General features: G+C 64.7%; 16 protein-coding genes. 5 read left to right on the forward strand and 11 right to left on the reverse strand.

Translation table 11 applies throughout. The annotated features are described in order from the left end of the window. Positions 1-63: 63 nt before the first annotated feature. Both HMPREF2912_RS09835 and HMPREF2912_RS09840 read right to left on the reverse strand, forming a co-directional pair. Entirely contained in the window at positions 64-969 is a 906-nt protein-coding gene (locus HMPREF2912_RS09835) for a MetQ/NlpA family ABC transporter substrate-binding protein (protein ID WP_070683978.1), read from the reverse strand. A 35-nt stretch (positions 970-1004) separates the two neighbouring features. Continuing rightward, on the reverse strand, positions 1005-1895 hold the full coding sequence (locus HMPREF2912_RS09840) for a MetQ/NlpA family ABC transporter substrate-binding protein (RefSeq protein WP_070624295.1): 891 nt from the start codon (positions 1893-1895) through the stop codon (positions 1005-1007). Between the two features lie 164 nt (positions 1896-2059). On the opposite strand from HMPREF2912_RS09840, the gene HMPREF2912_RS09845 reads away from it, so the two are divergent. Next, complete coding sequence (locus HMPREF2912_RS09845) at positions 2060-5197, forward strand: error-prone DNA polymerase (protein WP_070683981.1); 3138 nt, start codon at positions 2060-2062, stop codon at positions 5195-5197. 5 nt (positions 5198-5202) lie between these two features. Here the strand turns inward: HMPREF2912_RS09845 and HMPREF2912_RS09850 are convergent, their stop codons facing one another. Both HMPREF2912_RS09850 and HMPREF2912_RS09855 read right to left on the reverse strand, forming a co-directional pair. Next, complete coding sequence (locus HMPREF2912_RS09850) at positions 5203-5676, reverse strand: hypothetical protein (protein WP_070683984.1); 474 nt, start codon at positions 5674-5676, stop codon at positions 5203-5205. Positions 5677-5683: 7 nt separating this feature from the next. Further along, positions 5684-5944, reverse strand: coding sequence for a helix-turn-helix transcriptional regulator (locus HMPREF2912_RS09855; RefSeq protein WP_070527976.1), 261 nt, complete (start codon positions 5942-5944; stop codon positions 5684-5686). Between the two features lie 58 nt (positions 5945-6002). Between HMPREF2912_RS09855 and HMPREF2912_RS09860 the strand changes: the two genes are divergently transcribed. Together HMPREF2912_RS09860 and HMPREF2912_RS09865 are read left to right on the forward strand one after the other, a co-directional pair. Further along, a complete protein-coding gene (locus tag HMPREF2912_RS09860) occupies positions 6003-6452 on the forward strand; it encodes a PH domain-containing protein (RefSeq protein WP_070683987.1) in 450 nt (149 codons plus the stop codon). Beyond that, positions 6449-7852, forward strand: a complete 1404-nt coding sequence (locus HMPREF2912_RS09865; RefSeq protein WP_070683990.1) for a PH domain-containing protein — start codon at positions 6449-6451, stop codon at positions 7850-7852. The genes HMPREF2912_RS09860 and HMPREF2912_RS09865 overlap by 4 nt, the downstream gene beginning before the upstream one ends. On the opposite strand, the gene HMPREF2912_RS09870 is transcribed toward HMPREF2912_RS09865, so the two are convergent. From HMPREF2912_RS09870 to HMPREF2912_RS09890, 5 genes are all read right to left on the reverse strand, one after another. After that, a complete protein-coding gene (locus tag HMPREF2912_RS09870; protein ID WP_070521461.1) occupies positions 7849-8112 on the reverse strand; it encodes a FeoC-like transcriptional regulator in 264 nt (87 codons plus the stop codon). The two genes, HMPREF2912_RS09865 and HMPREF2912_RS09870, sit on opposite strands and share 4 nt — an antisense overlap. Further along, positions 8112-10046 carry a ferrous iron transport protein B gene (feoB, locus tag HMPREF2912_RS09875; RefSeq protein WP_070683992.1) on the reverse strand — a complete coding sequence of 645 codons (1935 nt, stop codon included), beginning with the start codon at positions 10044-10046 and terminating at the stop codon, positions 8112-8114. The genes HMPREF2912_RS09870 and feoB overlap by 1 nt, the downstream gene beginning before the upstream one ends. A gap of 3 nt (positions 10047-10049) precedes the next feature. Continuing rightward, complete coding sequence (locus HMPREF2912_RS09880; RefSeq protein WP_070521454.1) at positions 10050-10298, reverse strand: FeoA family protein; 249 nt, start codon at positions 10296-10298, stop codon at positions 10050-10052. A 140-nt stretch (positions 10299-10438) separates the two neighbouring features. Further along, on the reverse strand, positions 10439-12334 hold the full coding sequence (locus HMPREF2912_RS09885) for a pyruvate kinase (RefSeq protein ID WP_070521452.1): 1896 nt from the start codon (positions 12332-12334) through the stop codon (positions 10439-10441). 14 nt (positions 12335-12348) lie between these two features. Beyond that, positions 12349-12819, reverse strand: coding sequence for a tRNA (cytidine(34)-2'-O)-methyltransferase (locus HMPREF2912_RS09890; protein ID WP_070521448.1), 471 nt, complete (start codon positions 12817-12819; stop codon positions 12349-12351). Between the two features lie 24 nt (positions 12820-12843). Between HMPREF2912_RS09890 and HMPREF2912_RS09895 the strand changes: the two genes are divergently transcribed. Both HMPREF2912_RS09895 and HMPREF2912_RS09900 read left to right on the forward strand, forming a co-directional pair. Then, the gene (locus HMPREF2912_RS09895) at positions 12844-13698 is read left to right on the forward strand and encodes a bifunctional methylenetetrahydrofolate dehydrogenase/methenyltetrahydrofolate cyclohydrolase (RefSeq protein ID WP_070521445.1); all 855 of its coding nucleotides are present in this window, start codon (positions 12844-12846) and stop codon (positions 13696-13698) included. 75 nt (positions 13699-13773) lie between these two features. Further along, positions 13774-14088: a DUF3017 domain-containing protein gene (locus tag HMPREF2912_RS09900; RefSeq protein WP_083312502.1), complete on the forward strand. Its 315-nt coding sequence runs from the start codon at positions 13774-13776 to the stop codon at positions 14086-14088. Between the two features lie 34 nt (positions 14089-14122). Here HMPREF2912_RS09900 and HMPREF2912_RS09905 read toward each other — a convergent pair whose 3' ends face one another. Continuing rightward, positions 14123-15277 (reverse strand): homoserine O-acetyltransferase MetX, encoded by a 1155-nt coding sequence (locus tag HMPREF2912_RS09905; RefSeq protein WP_232755591.1) that lies wholly within the window; start codon positions 15275-15277, stop codon positions 14123-14125. Next, positions 15270-16589 (reverse strand): O-acetylhomoserine/O-acetylserine sulfhydrylase, encoded by a 1320-nt coding sequence (locus tag HMPREF2912_RS09910; RefSeq protein ID WP_070521440.1) that lies wholly within the window; start codon positions 16587-16589, stop codon positions 15270-15272. Before HMPREF2912_RS09910 ends, HMPREF2912_RS09905 begins: the two co-directional genes overlap by 8 nt. Positions 16590-16621: the final 32 nt, after the last annotated feature.

The following is a 16621-nucleotide window of genomic DNA, read 5'->3' on the forward strand; positions in this document are numbered from 1 at the left end:
GTAACGGGCAAAATCCCCCGGGTCACGCAAACGAGCGTGAGCGCGGGGGTGAGGGAGATTCGCTTAGCTAGAGGAGGCTTCCTCTTCTAGGCGGTCCAGTATCTCTTGGAGTTCTGCTTGGGGCTTGTCCACGAAGATGGTGGTGCCACCCGTGGTGTCTTGCACCGCGGCCCTCACCTCATCAGAGAGGTAGAGTTCAGCCAGCTTCTTGACCTTCTCATTGTCCTTGTCTTTTTCCTGCACAGCCCACACGTTGACGTAGGGGTCGAACAGGATCTCCGGGTCGGCGTTGGGGTTTTCCGGGTCGTCGTAAAGCACGGCGTCGGCCGGGTTGATACCCGCACGCTTGAAGAAGGAGTTGGTGATGATGGCAGGCTTGCCTTCGCCGAAGGCGGACGGAGTCTGGGAGGCATCGACCGGGGTGATGGTCACCTTGGAAGCGGACTCGTCGATATCGGCGGGATCCGGGGTGAGCTTGCCCTCTTCCTTGAGCTTCAGCAAACCGTTGGCTGCCAGCAGGTTGATGGCGCGGCCCTGGTTCGTGGCGTCATTCGGAATGGCGATGTCCTGCCCCTCGATGCCGTCGATGCTGTCGTGGCCCTTCCAGAACAGAGGCATGGGGTAGACCTGCGTGGACGCAACCGGGACAAGGTTTGTGCCGTTGCCCACGTTGTACTCGGCGAGGAACTTTAAGTGTTGGAACTTGTTGGTGTCCGTGCTCCCCTCAGCCAATGACTGGTTGGGGGTGGCGTAGTCGGTAAAGCTCTTCATCTCGATCTCGATGCCTTCTTGAGCAGCGAGTTCTTTGAGCACGCCCCACTCCGGAAGCTCGGCGTCGGTGGTGCCGATGATGATGGGATCCTCGGCGGTACCAGCGGCGAAATCGGAGCTTGCAGACGAGCAGGCGGCCAAGCTGGTAGCGGCAGCGAGGCTAGCTACAGCGGCTGCTACGAGACGGCGGATGCGCATGATTCGTCCTTTGCTAGTTAGTCAGTGAAGGCTGCTTAAACCTGCTCCTCGAGGCGGTCCAGAATCTCCTGGAGCTCCTCCTGGGAGCGGTCCACGGCCACGGCGGTGTCGCCGGAGGACTTCAGGACCGCGTCGGTGACCTTCTGGTCCTTCCACAGCTTGGCCAGCTCGTGGAGGGTTTCGTTATCGGCGTCGTCGGCACGCACGGCCCAGACGTTGATGTAAGGCTCGGCCTCGGTGGAGTCCGGGTCATCCTGAGCAACGGCAGACTGCGGGTCAATGCCGGCGCGCTCGAGGAAGGAGTTGTTGATAACGGCAGGCTTGCCCTCGCCGTAGGCGGCCGGGGTCTGGGCGGCGTCCACCGGGGTGACCTTGACCTTGGACTTCTTCTCATCGATGTCCAGCGGGGTCGGGGTCAGCGGGCTGCCCTCCTTGAGGGTGACCAGGCCTTCCTGGACCAGCAGGCCGATGGCGCGGCCCTGGTTGGTGGAGTCGTTCGGGATGGCGACTTCCTGGCCCTCGACGTCACCGAGGTCCTTGTGGTCCTTCCAGTAGATGGCCAGCGGGTAGATCTCGGTAGCTGCCAGCGGGACGAGGTCGGTGCCGTTGCCCTTGTTGTATTCAGCCAGGAACTTCAGGTGCTGGAACTTGTTGGTCGTCAGCTTGCCCTGGTCCAGAGCCTGGTTCGGGGTGTTGTAGTCGGCGAAGTTTTCCAGTTTGACGTCGAAGCCGGCCTCCTTGGCCAGGTCCTGGAATACGGCCCACTCTTCCATGTTGGCGTCGGTGGTGCCGATGGTGATGGTGGAGTCCTTGGTAATGGCCTCACCGGAGTTCTCGGACTCGGCGGAGTCCGAGGAGCAAGCAACCAGGCCGGTTGCAGCGATGAAGGCTGCCGAGGTGGCAGCAAGTACGCGACGGATGCTCATAGTGGGTTCCTAGTGTCCCTTCTTGGTTTGTGCGGCAAGTCGTATCACCGCAGGAGTATGCACTGCACGAAAAACTAGCAACGATTGAACCGCTTTGTCTATCCGAGTATTTGTTCAACGAAAACCTTGACTGGAATACATGTTCGAATATAGTGTGTGGGGCTATGAGATTCAATGGGGGTGAGGCGCTGCCGTGGTCCCGGGTGGAGAGGATTCTCTCTGGCCGTCCGGGGCCCGTCCCGGTGCCGGTGGACCACCTTCCGGGGGCGGCGGAGGAGCCGAAGGCTGGGCATTCCGCCGTGCCCTTCGCGGAGTTGCATGCGGTGAGCTCGTATAGCTTCCTTCACGGCGCCTCTGAGCCGGAGGAGCTCGTGGCGCGCGCCGTCGAGCTGGGCCTGCGCGGGATTGCGCTGGTAGACAGGGATGGATTCTATGGCCTCATGAAATTTGCGGAGGCCGCTGCCAAGGTGGGGCTGCCCGCCGTCTTTGGCGCGGAGCTCAGTCTGGATCCGGCCCCGCTGACGGTCTTGGCGCGCACCCCGGAGGGCTATCGGCGTCTATCCCGGCTCATTTCCCGCGCCCACATGGAAGCGGGGGAGAAGGGGGCCGTGTCCTATCCTCCCCTGGTGGAGATTGCCGCGCAGCTACAGGATGAATGCCTGTTCTTGGTGGGCTGGGAGTGGGCGGAGCATTTCGATCTTCTGGTCGATGGAATAAAAATAGACAGCATGGTTCTGGAGTATGCCTGTACCCAGCTTCCGGAGGACGCGGACCACCACCTACTGCTGGATTCCTTGCCGGTTCCGCGTGCCATCGCTTCTACCCGCCCAGCTGCCGCCACACGGCAACACGCGCGGCTGGCCGGCGCGAAAGAAGCCTTGTCTAGACGCCTCGCGCTTGTCGACGCCTCCCCCAACTCCCACCCGATGGGCTCGTCCTGGCTGCGCTCCGGGGAACAGATGGCGCAGCTGTTTCCGGAGCGCCCCGAGCTCATCGCGGAAACCGTCCGCGTCCTTGAGGAATGCAGCTTCACCTGGGAGGCGCTGGCCCCAAACCTGCCTGATTTCGACGTGCCGGAAGGCCATACCGAGATGTCTTGGCTAGAGCATCTCACCTTCGAGCGCGCGGCAGCGCGCTATGCCACGCGGCCTAAGGAGATTCGGGAGCGGGCGTGGGAGCAGATGCGGTATGAGCTGGGCGTCGTTAAGCAGCTAGGCTTTCCCGGCTACTTCCTCATCGTGTGTGATCTCGTGGATTTTTGTAAACGGGAGAACATCCTGTGCCAGGGGCGGGGCTCGGCGGCGAATTCGGCGGTGTGCTTCGCGCTGGGGATTACGAATGCGGAGCCGATTTCCGCGGGCCTGCTCTTTGAGCGCTTCCTCTCCCCGGACCGCGATGGCCCGCCGGATATTGACATCGATATTGAATCGGGGCGGCGCGAGGAGGTCATTCAGTACGTCTACGCCAAGCATGGCCGCGAGCGCGCCGCGCAGGTGGCCAACGTGATTACGTACCGCCGCAAAGGCGCGCTGCGGGATGCCGCCCGCGCATTGGGCTACCCGCAGGGTTCGGCCGATGCCTGGTCGAAGGGGATCGCGCCCGCGCCTTCGGACGTTGAATCCTTGGCCGAGCAGTTTATAGGGCAGCCGCGCCACCTGGGCATTCACTCCGGCGGCATGGTGCTGTGCGACCGGCCAATTGCGGATGTCGTGCCCGTGGAATGGGCGCGCATGGAAAACCGCTCGGTGCTGCAGTGGGATAAGGATGATTGCGCCGCGGCCGGGCTGGTGAAGTTCGACCTGCTGGGCCTGGGCATGCTCGAAGCCCTGCACCACATGATGGATTTGGTGGAGGAAAGCACCGGCAGGGTGGTCAACCTGTGGGAGCTGGACCTGGCTGACCCGGAAGTCTATGACATGCTCTGCCGCGCGGATGCGGTGGGCGTGTTTCAGGTGGAATCGCGCGCGCAGCTGAGCACGCTGCCGAGGCTCAAGCCGCGGGTCTTCTTCGACCTCGTGGTGGAGGTCGCGCTCATCCGCCCAGGCCCCATCCAGGGCGGGTCGGTGCACCCCTACCTGCGTCGCCGCGATGGCAAGGAGCCGGTGACCTATGACCACCCGGTGCTGGAGAAGTCCCTGGGCAAGACGCTGGGGATTCCGCTCTTTCAGGAGCAGCTCATGCAGATTGCGGTCGATGCCGCTGGGTTCAGCGGCGCGGAGGCGGATGACCTGCGGCGCGCGATGGGCTCGAAGCGCTCGCCGGCCAAGATGGCGGCGCTCAAGCAGCGCTTTTATGAGGGCTTGGAGGAGACCAACGGGATTGTCGGGGAAGTGGCGGACAAGTTGTGGGCCAAGATTGTGGCCTTTGCGGCCTACGGCTTCCCGGAGTCGCACTCGCAGTCTTTTGCTTCCTTGGTGTACTTTTCGGCGTGGTTCAAGCGCTATTATCCGGCGCAGTTCTGCGTGGGCTTGCTGCGCGCGCAGCCGATGGGTTTCTACTCGCCGCAGTCGCTTGTTCAGGACGCCCGCCGTCACGGCGTGGAGGTGTTGCCGGTCAGCGTCAACGAGTCGGGCCGCGAGGCGCGCGTGGTGGTGGGCGCGGACGGTCAGGCGCGTATCCGCTTGGGGCTTAACCTCATCAAGGGGTTGGGTGATAAGGCCGCCGATCGCATTGAAGCGGCCGCGCCGTTTGGCGACGTCCCCGATCTCTCCCGTCGTGCCGATCTCACCGTCGATCACGTGGAGGCTCTTGCGGTGGCGGGGGCTTTGGATGTCTTTGGGGTGGATCGTCGCCAAGCGTTGTGGCAGGCCGGTGTTGCCGCGACAGAACGGGCAGGGATGCTGCCGGGGCTTTCGGCTATTGAGGCGCCGTCTTTGCCGGGCATGAGCGCTTTCGAGCTCATGGCCGCAGACGTGGCGAGCACCGGCGTGACCCACGACCAGCAGCCGATGGAGCAGGTCCGCGGGGAGTTGCAGGCCCGCGGCATCCTATCGGCGGCGGATTTGCCGGGCGTGGAGGATGGCACCCGCGTGCGCATCGCCGGGGTGGTCACGCACCGCCAGCGCCCGCAGACAGCGGGCGGGGTGGTCTTCTTTGGTTTGGAGGATGAGACCGGGTTGATGAACGTGATGGTTACGCCCGGCCTGTGGGCTCGGGATAAAGTCACCGCGCGGACAGCGCCCGCGCTCATCGTGCGCGGCATCGTGCAGAATGCCTCCGGCGCGGTCACCGTTGCTGCGGACCAGCTGGAGCCGCTGGCCTTCGGCGAGGCCCTTTCGCGCGGTTCGCGGGATTTCCGCTAAGAGGTTTATTCCTTTGAGATGAGCTCGTCGCGGTTCATCTTTCCCGCCAGGGAACGGGCCACCGAGAACGGCACCCACACCATGAGCAGCAGGATGATCTTGAGGTAGAGCTGGGACACGAACACGCCGTCCATGATGGGCATGGTTCGGGCACCCCAGGCGATAAGGCCAGTCACTGGCAGCAAGATGACGAGTGCTGCGAGGGAGAATTTGAGGCCGTCGTCGCGGGCTTCGACGTGCTGCTGCATCTGGTACTCATCAAGTTCCGTTCCGGGTAGGTCTGCCGCGTTGATGGTGGTGCGCAGGCGAGCGGTCATCAACGCGCACAGCAAAGTTCCAAGGGCGGCCACCATGAGTGAGGTAAAGGCGCTCCAGAACTGCAGGGGTATGGAAGCGATGATGAGGCAGGAGGAGAGATCGGCCAGGGTGATGTAGCGCTTGCGGGTCTTAACGGAATCGGGAATGGTGACGGCGGACATGAGCGAGTTAGTCCTTTCGGTAGATTTCGGAGGACATGGGAGTGAATTCGGTCCGGGAGAACACGGCTTCCACGGGCAAGTCAAAGACCTCGCAGATATTGAAGGCGAGATCCAGGCTGGGGGAGTGGTCGCCGCGCTCGAGGGCGCCGATGGTTTGGGGGTTGACCCCGATGGCGGCGGCAAGCTGTGCGCGCGTCATGTCCCGTTCAGCGCGGAGCACGCGGACCCGGTTAAATAGTGGGCGGGTTGGCTTTTTCTTTGGGGACATGCACCACAGTGTTGTATAAACCCAACAACTTGTCAAGGGTTCGTGTTAGTGTGTTGGCATGAACCCCGTATCCCCGTCACTCACGAAAGCCCGCTACATCACGAATTTGAGCTGGGACATTATCCTCGCCGCCCTGGCGGCCGCGGCGGCATATTTCTGGTGGGATTGGCTCTATTGGGTCGCCGGCGCGCTTCTCGTGTGGGCACTCTACGAACTGTGGCTCATCCCCGCGCAGGTCAAAAACTTAGGCTGGCAGGAAACCGCCGACGAACTACTGGTCACCCGCGGAAAAATCTGGCACACCTTCACCGTCGTGCCCTACGGCCGCATCCAGTTCGTCGACGTCACCGCCGGCCCCGTCGAGCGGGCGATGGGGCTGAAGAAGGTGAAGCTGCACACGGCGTCGCCCAGCAGCGACGCCACCATCCCCGGCCTCCTTGCTGCCGACGCCGACGCCCTGCGCGAGCGTCTCGCCGTCAAGGCCCGCGAGAGGATGAGTGGGCTGTGAAGGACCGCGCGCTTATCGACGCCGACGGCTACACCCGCGTCCACCGCTTTACCCCGCTGTTGCGTTTTTGGTCGCTGATTCTGGCCTTGGTGGCCGTTCTCGCGGTGAACGTCAACGCCTCCATGGTGTCGGATGTCCTGTCCTACGTGCAGGGTGGGCACTTGGGGGAGGTCGGCCGCGGCACCCTGCTGGGCATCGGTGCCTTCGTGCTGGTGTGCACGGTGATTTGGCTCGTCTCCGGAATTTGGTGGCGCAAGCTCGGCTACAAGCTCACCGAGGATGAAATCGCGCTGCGCCACGGCGTCATCTCAACGTCCTTCCGTTCCGCGCGCTACGAGCGCATCCAGGCGGTGGATGTCGTGGAATCCATCATCGCGCGCCTATTGGGCTTGGCCGCAGTCCGTGTGGAGACCGCGGGCGGCACCTCCTCCGTCATCAAAATCGAGTACCTGACCAAGGCGACAGCGGAGGAGCTGCGCGCGGAGCTGCTGCGGCGCACAAATAAGGGGCCTGCCAGTGAACCGGAGCCGGAAACTCCCGCCGCCTTGATCCCGGAGATTCCCATTCTGCGCACGATTGCCGCTGAGGCTTTGCGCCTGCCCACGTTGGTTACCGCACTCGTCATCGGCGGCCTGCTCTTCCTCCCCGGGATGTGGACCGCGCTGCTGCCCATCATCGTGGGCTTCGTGGGGCGGGTGTGGGGGCTGGTAGATTCCTCCTGGAAATTCACCGCGCTTCACGACGCCCCCGCCAACGCCCTCAACGTCTCCTACGGTCTTGCCGACCGCCGCCGCCAAACCATCCGCATCAGTCGCATCCACGGCGTGCGGGTGAGCCAGCCTTTCCTGTGGAGGCGCTTCGGCTGGTACGAGGTGCACGTCTCGGTGGCCGGGTATGGCGCGAAGGGCGGCGGCAAGCAATCTGGTTCTACGCGCATCCTGCCGGTGGGCACCCGGGAGCAGGCGCTGGAGTTGCTAGCCCTCATCTCCGATCTAGACCGCGCGCAGATTGAGGACTATGCGCGCCCCGAAGGCCACACCCAGCCCACCTATACCTCCCCGCGCCGGGCCACCTGGGTCAGCCCCATCGACCGCAAGCAGCAGTCGGTGACGCTGGTGGAATCGCCTCAGCCGGTGACCATCGTGCATCGCGGCCGCATCAACCGCCGCGTCATGGTGATTGGCACCCCGCACATCCAGGAGCTCACTCTCAAGGTGGGGCCGTTGGGTCACCTCGCGGGCGTGCGCACCGTGCGCTTCGACCTTGTGGCGGGCCCAGTCAAGATGGCCGGCCAGGACCTCACGCCTGCCGACGCCTCCGAACTCCTTACCCGCTTGCGCTCCCGCCGCCTCCCCGCCCTAGAGTCTGCGCCTGCTCCTAGCAGCGGCGACGAAGCTTAAGCCCGGCGACGAAGCTTAAGCAGCACCGGTCCGCGGGTGCTGCTGGGGCCGGCACACGTTGAGGCCGCCGAACAAGACCCGCATCCGCCCGCGGGGCAGGAGCCGAGCGGCTCCATATCGAGCACCCCGCTGGCGGTGAGGTGGTCCAGGATGACATCGACCGTGCCGGGTTCCAGCCCGGTCTGCGCCGCGATGGCTACGCGCGAGCGCACTCCGGACTCAATGGCTTGCTGTACGGCGTGAATGGGCGAAGCGGACACTAGATAAACACCCTCAGAATCTGGAAGGCCGCCACTGCCAGCACCCACGCGGTGGCCAGCTGAATGCCGAAGCCAAAGAGCGTCCAGCGCCAGCCAATCTCGCGGCGCTGCGCGGCAATCGTGGCCACGCACGGAGTGTAGGCCAGCAGGAAGAGCATGTAGGCCCACACCGCGGCGAGGGGATGGCCACCGGAGGCGCGGTCGAAATCTTGACGCACGTGGTCACTGAGCGCGCTGTGGGATTGTTCCTCCGCGGAGGCGTCGGTGACGTCGTCGACGGCGTAGGTCTGCGCCCACGTCGAAATCAGCGCCTCCTTGGCCACAAAGCCCGTCACCAGCGGGCCGGCCAGGGACCACGAGTCGAAACCAGCCGGGGCAAAGGCCGGGGCAATGGTGCGCGAGACCGCGCCGTAGGCGGAATCCTCCGGTGCTGGTGGCTCGCCCAAGGTAGTCTCGTGCACCGCGGCCCCAACCGGGATGGCCATGAGCAGCCACACCACGACCACGGTAGTCACGATGATGCCACCGGCGGTCTGCAGGAAGCCCTTCAAACGCGTCCACATCACGCTCAGCGCCAGGCGCACGGTGGGCAGCTGGTACGTCGGCAAGTCAATAACCAGCGCTTCCTCAGGCACCGCGCGCCACAGCGTCTTTCGCAGCGCCAAGCCCACCAGCACGAGCAGCGCGATGGAGATGACGTACATGAGAAACACCACGCTGCCGGCGTGCTCTGGGAAGAACGTGGCCGAAAGCATGACGAAGACCACCAAGCGCGCCGAGCACGAGGTAAACGGGATGAGCAGCGCGGTCATAATGCGATGCCGCGGGCTGCCCAGCACGCGCGTGGCCGAAATCGCCGGCACGTTGCAGCCAAAGCCCACGACAATCGGGATAAAAGCCTTACCTGGCAGGCCGATGGCCCGCATAAGACGATCTGTGACCACCGCCGCACGCGCCATGTAGCCGGAATCCTCCAACACCGCCAAACACAAAAACATCAGCGCCATGAGCGGGGCGAAGGTGAGGACCATGCCGACGCCGCCGATGAGGCCGTCGACAAGCAAGCCCGTAACGAGGGGGTGACCTAAGCCGATGGCTTCAAGCCCCGCCCGCGCCCAATCGCTCAAGGGGCCGGAGACCAACGCCTCCAGACCATCCTGGAGGGGAGCGGCCACCGTGGTGGTGATCTGGAAGACCAGCCACATCACGGCCAAGAACAGCAGTGGCCCCACGACCGGGTGAAGGGCTACCGCATCGAGGCGGTGGGAGAGTGGCGTGGCATGCTCGACCTCGCTCACCGAGGCCTTCGCCGCCGCATCCAGCTCCGCGAAGCGGCCCTCCAGGCCGGTGTCCTCGCGCAGCTGCACCGGGTGGTGCGCCAAAGACTCCACGACGACCTCGCGCAGCTTCTCGACGCCCTCTCGCTTACGCCCATCAACCTCCACCACCGGGATGGAGGTGGCCTCGGTGAGTGCAGCAGCGTCAACCACTTGACCCTGGTTGAGCGCCACGTCGGTCTTCGTCAGCGCGATGATGAGGCGATAGGGCTGCTCCGCCAACTGGAGGGCCACGTTGAGGCCGCGCGCGACGGCGCTGGCATCGACGACCACGACGACGGCGTCGGGGCGCTCATCATCGGGGCAATCGATGAGCATGGCGCGGGTGAGCGCCTCATCGGGGCTGAGCGGATCGAGCGAGTAGGTGCCGGGGAAGTCGATGAGATCGGCGGTGGATTCACCCAGCTTCCACGCACCGCGGCTGACCTCAACGGTGGTTCCCGGCCAATTGCCGGTCTGCGCCTTCGCGCCGGTCAGGGCATTAAAGAGTGTGGACTTGCCGGAATTCGGGGAGCCGACGAGCGCGATGATGGGTGCTCCGGCAGGGGCTAGCGCGCCGCCCGGATCGCCGTGGCAGCTGGGTTTCGTGGTGGCCATGGTTTAGACCTCGATGGCTTGCAGTGTTGCCTTGTCGATGGCGTAGCGGCAGCTGCCCACCGAGACAACGCGGGCGCCGCCGGCCACGCGCGGGCCCATGGTCAGCGTGGCGCCGGGGCGGATGCCCAGCTCGCCGAGGCGCACCGCTAAAGCGGCGTCGCAGGTGCAGGAAATGCACTCGTTTCCCAAGGTGATGGTGCATCCCATGGGGATGGCGTCGGCGGTTTGCCGTGGGCACCCAGACAACTTCACGGTGAGCTCTCTTCCTCTAAAGCATTACTGTTATAGGTTAACCTAAGTAAATATAGGTCTGTCTAGTTTTCGCCGCTTTCGGTTAGGTGATCCTCACCACGCGGCGCTCGGGGCGCCGCGTTTCCTACATGTTGCCTGAATTAGTTGGTCCAGCTGCTCACCTGGCGCAGCTTTTGGCGGTTCTTCAGCCGCGACTGGCCCAGCTTGCGGGACATGCGGTCCAGAATCTGGATGGCCTCCGTGATGTGAGGGCCTTTGTTGAGCATGACGCACTCCGCGCGCAGCGCATAGCCCGCGTCCGTGATTTCCGCGCGGGAGGGAAGCCCCGTCTTGGCCAGGGTCTCCAGCACCTGCGTGGCCATGATGACCGGGATGTGTGCCGCCTCCGCGACCTTCATGATCCGCCCCGGTACCTGGACCATCTCCTCGAATCCCAACTCCACGGCCAAGTCGCCGCGCGCAATCATGATGCCGAACTTGGCATGTCGCATGCCCTCCAGCAATACGCTTCCCAGCTGCTCATAGGCCGGCACCGTCTCAATCTTGAGCACGATGCCCAGGTCACGCACGCGCTGCGCCATCTCCTCGGACTCCTGCTCGGCGGCAATCTCCTCGAGCGTGTCATAGAGGAAGGCCACATCAGCTGGAGTGCGGATGAAGGAAACCGCTGCGATATCGCAGTGCGTGGCCACAAAACGCAGCGCTTCGATGTCTTCCTCGGTGAGGCTGGGCAGCGGGACGTCAGTATCCGGCAGGTTGATTCCCTTATAGGCGGCCAGGTTGGTGCCGGTGGGCCCGGCGTGCTCCACGGTGATGACAGCCTCGCGCTCAGCGCCGTTGTCCCGCACCTCGTGGACGCGGCCGGAGATTGCGCCATCATCGAAAATCACCCGGTGGCCCACCTCCAGCGCACCGACCACCTCCGGCAGCGTGCACCCAATGGTGGTCACCTCGCCCTCAACGATGCGCGCCGGCTCCTGCGAAGTGCTCAGCACCAACTCCTCGCCGCGGTGCAGGCGAATCTTCTGCTCCAGTGCCGGAACCCCATGCACCTGCGTGGTGTCCCCGCCGTGGCTCAACACCGTTCCCTCGGCGAGGTAGCAGTTGCGATCACCGTGCAGCACCGCCACGCCTGCTTCCGCGCTCTCCACGGTGAACACACGCGAGCGCCCGCGCGCTTCCGTGAAGCGCACCTCGCTGCCGGGGTGCAGGCGCGCCAACCACTCGCCATCCACCTCCAGCGCTACCGCCGGGCGTGCCGCGCTTGGCGACGCCTCCCCCGCCACCCCGTGGGCGCGGGTAGAGGAGGGGGCGTCGTGAAGCACGAGCGTTGCCGGGCTCAGCAGCTCACCTGCCGCGGTGCGCTCGCCGCGCACGCGAATGACCTGCGGACCCGGCTCGATGCTGCCGGTGCGGACCTTGGGGCCCGCAATATCGCAGGAAATCAGGATCTCGCGCCTCACCTCCTCGGCGGCGCGGTGGACGTGTGCCACCATTTTCTGCCAGGCATCCTGGCCATCGTGGGCGCAGTTGATGCGGGCGAGTTCCATGCCCGCGCGGGCGAAACCGAGGACCAGCTCATAGTCATCTGCGGCCTCGGTGGGAAGGGTCACCATGATGCGCGCGTGGGTGTCCTCCTGAGTGGGGCCGAGGAGGGCTTCGGTGTTGGCGTCGAGGATATCGTCCGCGTCCGCATAGGCCGTGGCAATCGGCTGCACGGGGTAGGTCGGTGCGTGGCCATCGAAGGCGTCGAGCACGTTGCGCGCGGCGTGGAGGCGCTCAAGCACCGCGGGCTCTGGATGGCTAAGGCTCGTGGCGCCCAATGCCGTGAGGCCTTCCTGGATTTCGACGGCGTCCTGGGAGCGCAATTCCATGTAGCGCACGAGGTTAACCGCGCCGGGGCGGTGGACGGGATCCACGCGCGCGATCTGCGCGGCGTGCGCGGCAGACGAAGCTTCGATGCGGGTAGTGAGGGAATCAAGAAGTGGGCGCAGGCTAGGCAAGGTTTCTCCTTCGTTGTGAAAGTCCACCCACATTGTGCCGCGACTTGTTAGACCGCGCCACGGAAGCCGAGCTGGCGCCAGGCCTCGTACACGGCCGTCGACGCCGCGTTGGATAGATTCATCGAGCGCCTAGCCGGCATCATGGGGATGCGCACGCGTTCGGTGACACGCGGATGGAAGGCGTGCTCTTCCGGCAGGCCAGTGGGCTCGGTGCCGAAGAGGAGGACGTCCCCCTCCTGGTAGTCGATGTCCGTGAACCACTTATCTGTGTGGGTGGTGAAGGCGAAGACCCGCGCACCGGGCAGGGCTTCCATGCAGGCGTCGAAGTCTTTGTGGATTTTGAGATCCGCCAGGTCGTGGTAGTCCAGGCCCGCGCGCTTGAGGTGTTTGTCCTCGAAGTTGAAGCCGAGCGGCTCGATGAGGTGCAGGCTCGCGCCCGTGACGGCGGCGGTGCGGATGGCGTTGCCGGTGTTGGTGGGGATCACGGGGTTGTCGAAGACGATGTGCAAGCTGCTCATAGGCATCAGTCTAGGATGGTGGGCATGAGCGCTACCAAACTAGATGGCAACTTGTACCGCGACGAGATTTTTGAGGACCTGGCCCAGCGCGTGGCCGCCCTCAAGGAGAAGGGGATTACCCCGGGACTGGCCACGGTCCTGGTGGGCGATGATCCGGGTTCGCATTCCTACGTGAAGATGAAGCACCGCGATTGCGAGAAGCTCGGAATCAATTCGATTCGCAAGGACCTGCCTGGCGACGTTACCCAGGAAGAACTCGAGCGCGTCATCGAAGAGCTCAACAATGACGATGCCTGCACCGGCTACATCGTGCAGCTACCGCTGCCGAAGCACCTGGATGAAAACCGCGTGCTCGAGCTCATCGACCCGGCCAAGGACGCCGATGGCCTGCACCCGATCAACCTGGGCAAGCTGGTGCTCAACGAGGACGCCCCGCTGCCGTGCACGCCGAACGGTTGCATCCACCTGCTGCGCCGCTTCGGCGTGGAGCTCGATGGTGCCAAGGTCGTGGTCATCGGTCGCGGCGTGACCGTGGGCCGCCCAATTGGCCTGATGCTGACTCGCCGCAGCGAGAATTCCACGGTGACGCTGTGCCACACCGGCACCAAGGACTTGGCCGCGGAGACCCGTGAGGCCGATGTCATCATCGCGGCCGCTGGCAAGGCACACATGCTCACCGCCGACATGGTCAAGGAAGGTGCTGCGGTTCTCGACGTCGGCGTGTCCCGCGTTGACGGCAAACTCGCCGGCGACGTGGCTGAGGACGTGTGGGAGAAGGCCGGCTACGTTTCCCCGAACCCGGGCGGCGTGGGCCCGCTGACGCGCGCGTTCCTGGTGAGCAACATCGTCGAGCGCGCCGAAAAGCTCGCCGCTCAGTAGTGCGTGAAGTCGAGCGCTCGAGTAGTGAGTATGTCTGACCAACCAGCACAGCCGCGCGGGAAAACTGCGCCGCCGGTGTCTTTATCGAACCCGCACGATGCGCACCTGAAGCCCTCGGCGCTGCCGCCGGCTCTTCAGTGGTTGGCCATCGGCTTGTTCGTGGCGGCGGGTGTGGTGTCGGGCTTCTATGCCGTGTTCGAGCACTGGCGCCGCGCCACGCTGCTGCTGGGCGGGGCGCTGGTGTGGCTGACGGTGGTCCGCCTGACCTGCGATTCCTCGCGGGTCGGCGTGCTCGCGGTGCGCTCCCGGCGCTTCGACGCCTGCTTTACAGGCATCTTGGGCGCGGCGATGGTGTTCATGGCCTTTTCCATCGACGCGCTTGGATCGTAACGCGTTTGGCTCCCGGAAAGAGCCAAACGGCTTCTTAAATGTAATACTCGTCGCCCACGTACGCAGGGCCCACGTCTAAGCCATTTGGCGCCGAGAGCAGCAGGAAGTTGCGCAGGATACGGTTCATCTGCCGGGTCTCCGTCAGAAAAGCATCGTGGCCCACGGGTGAGACAATCTTGGCCATCGCCAGCAGCTGGTTGACGTTGCGGGAGATGTGCTCCTGCTGGTGATAGGGGTAGAGGATATCCGTGTCCACGCCCACCACCATCGTTGGTACCTGGGAGGCCGCCAACGCCTTGATGAGCCCGCCGCGCCCGCGGCCGACGTCATGCCGGTTCAGCGCCTCCGTGAGAACCACGTAGGAACCCGCATCGAAGCGCTCGGTGAGTTTCGCCCCCTGGTAATCCAGGTAGGAGTTCACCGCGAAACGCTGGTTCAGCTGGCGGTGCGGCCCCAAGGGATTCTCGCCTTGCTGTGCGGTAGCGCCGAAGCGCTCGTCGATTTCCTGCTCGCCGCGATACGTCAAGTGCGCGATACGGCGCGCCGCCGCCAGGCCATCCCGCGGAGTCTTGTCCGTGAGGTAGTAATTGCCGCCATGCCAAAACGGGTCGCGCTCAATGGCGGAAATCTGCGCGGATTGGATGCCAATCTGCCAGCCCGAAGCCCTGGCCGACACCGCAATCACACACACCGCCGACACGCTTTCCGGGTGCAGCAAGCTCCACTCCAGAGTCCGCGCCCCGCCCATCGAGCCGCCGAGCACCGCGTGCACACGCGAAATACCCAGCTCCTTCAAGCAGTCGTGCTCGGCCTCCACCAAGTCCCGAATCGACAGCGCCGGGAAGCGCCCGCCCCACGGCTTTCCATCCGGGTGCAGCGACTTTGGCCCCGTCGAGCCGTTGCAGCCACCCAGCGCATTGGTCGCGATAACGCACCAGCGCGTGGTGTCCAGGGCCTTGCCCGGGCCCACCAGGTCGGACCACCAGTCCGCCACGTTGGAATCCCCGGTCAGCGCGTGCTCGACCACCAAGACATTGTTGACGCCGTCCGGGTCGCCGGCGAAAGCGCCCCAGCGTTGGTAGGCCAGGGAGGCGTCGGCAAGCACGGCGCCTGCTTCGGTGGTGAAGTCACCGATGGGGACGACGGCGAGCTCGCCTTCGGGCGCGAGCTCCGGGATGGCGCTAACCAATGGCCGCGAACCCACGCTCGAGGTCGGCGATGATGTCGTTGACGTCCTCAATACCGACGGACAGGCGCACCGTGGCCTGCGTAATGCCCGCGGCCTTGAGCGCTGCCTCGTCGGACTGGGAGTGCGTGGTGGTCGCCGGGTGCACCACCAGGGAGCGGGTATCGCCGATGTTGGCCAGGTTCGAGTGCAGCTTCAGCGCATCGATAAACACCCACGCCTCATCGCGGCCGCCGTCGATGTCGAAGGAGAGCACGGAGCCGGTGTAGTCATAGCCCAGCTTCTCCTTGGTGGCCTTGTAAGGCGAGGACTCCAGGCCGGCGTAGTTGACCTTCGTGACCTTGGCGTGGGACTCCAGGTACTCGGCCACGGCCTGGGCGTTGGCATTGTGCTTCTCGACGCGCAACTGCAACGTCTCAATGCCATTCAGCGTCAGCCAGGCGTTGAATGGGGAGATGGCGGCACCCGTATCGCGCAGCAGGCCCGCACGCGCCTTGACGGCGAAGGCCGGTGCGCCCAGGTCGGCGTACTTGAGGCCGTGGTAGGCCTCGTCCGGGGTGACGAAGTAGGGGAAGACGGGCTCGCCGTCGCGCTCGACGGTCCAGTCGAAGGAGCCACCGTCGATGATGGCACCACCGATGGCGGAGCCGTTGCCGCTGTAGAACTTGGTGGTGGAGACCACGACGATGTCTGCGCCCAGCTCCAGCGGGCGGGCGAGCGCGCCGGTGGCGATGGTGTTATCCACGATGAGCGGGACCTGGTTCTTGTGGGCTACCTCGGCGATGGCGGGGATGTCGAGGACATCGGCGACTGGGTTGCCGAAGGTCTCGCCGTAAAAAGCCTTGGTGTTGGGCTGGACGGCGTCCTGCCAGGAGGCCGGGTCGTCGGGGTTCTCGACGAGGGTGACGTCAATGCCGAGGCGCTTCAAGGTCACGGTAAAGAGGGTGGAGGTGCCACCGTAGAGGCGCGGGGAGGTGACGATGTGGTCGCCGGCGGAGGCCAGGTTCAGGATGGCAGCGGTCTCGGCGGCCTGGCCGGAGGCGAAAGCCACGGCGGCCACGCCACCTTCGAGGGAAGCGAGGCGCTCCTCCAGCGCGTCCTGCGTGGGGTTGGTCAGGCGGGTATAAATCGGGCCGGCATCCGAGAGGTTGAAGCGGTTGGCGGCGTGCTCGGCGTCGTTGAAGACATACGAGGTGGTTTGGTAAATCGGCACGTTGCGTGCGTTGGTGGAGCCGTCCAGGTTCTGGCCGGCGTGGAGGGCGCGGGTGGCAAAGGACCACTCGTTGACTTTGGAATTATCGTATTTGGTGCTCATGTCAGGAAAGGCTAGACCAAGCGGTTCAGTGC

The organism is Corynebacterium sp. HMSC056E09, assembly GCF_001813425.1.
Classification (GTDB): domain Bacteria; phylum Actinomycetota; class Actinomycetes; order Mycobacteriales; family Mycobacteriaceae; genus Corynebacterium; species Corynebacterium hesseae.

What these genes read in the sequence shown, in the direction of transcription:
- HMPREF2912_RS09855 (WP_070527976.1), bottom strand. Translation starts at nt 5,944, where the DNA reads ATGTCCCCAAAGAAAAAGCCAACCCGCCCACTATTTAACCGGGTCCGC.
- HMPREF2912_RS09835 (WP_070683978.1), bottom strand. Translation starts at nt 969, where the DNA reads ATGCGCATCCGCCGTCTCGTAGCAGCCGCTGTAGCTAGCCTCGCTGCC.
- HMPREF2912_RS09890 (WP_070521448.1), bottom strand. Translation starts at nt 12,819, where the DNA reads ATGAGCAGCTTGCACATCGTCTTCGACAACCCCGTGATCCCCACCAAC.
- feoB (WP_070683992.1), bottom strand. Translation starts at nt 10,046, where the DNA reads ATGGCCACCACGAAACCCAGCTGCCACGGCGATCCGGGCGGCGCGCTA.
- HMPREF2912_RS09895 (WP_070521445.1), top strand. Translation starts at nt 12,844, where the DNA reads ATGAGCGCTACCAAACTAGATGGCAACTTGTACCGCGACGAGATTTTT.
- HMPREF2912_RS09845 (WP_070683981.1), top strand. Translation starts at nt 2,060, where the DNA reads ATGAGATTCAATGGGGGTGAGGCGCTGCCGTGGTCCCGGGTGGAGAGG.
- HMPREF2912_RS09885 (WP_070521452.1), bottom strand. Translation starts at nt 12,334, where the DNA reads ATGTGGGTGGACTTTCACAACGAAGGAGAAACCTTGCCTAGCCTGCGC.
- HMPREF2912_RS09840 (WP_070624295.1), bottom strand. Translation starts at nt 1,895, where the DNA reads ATGAGCATCCGTCGCGTACTTGCTGCCACCTCGGCAGCCTTCATCGCT.
- HMPREF2912_RS09850 (WP_070683984.1), bottom strand. Translation starts at nt 5,676, where the DNA reads ATGTCCGCCGTCACCATTCCCGATTCCGTTAAGACCCGCAAGCGCTAC.
- HMPREF2912_RS09910 (WP_070521440.1), bottom strand. Translation starts at nt 16,589, where the DNA reads ATGAGCACCAAATACGATAATTCCAAAGTCAACGAGTGGTCCTTTGCC.
- HMPREF2912_RS09860 (WP_070683987.1), top strand. Translation starts at nt 6,003, where the DNA reads ATGAACCCCGTATCCCCGTCACTCACGAAAGCCCGCTACATCACGAAT.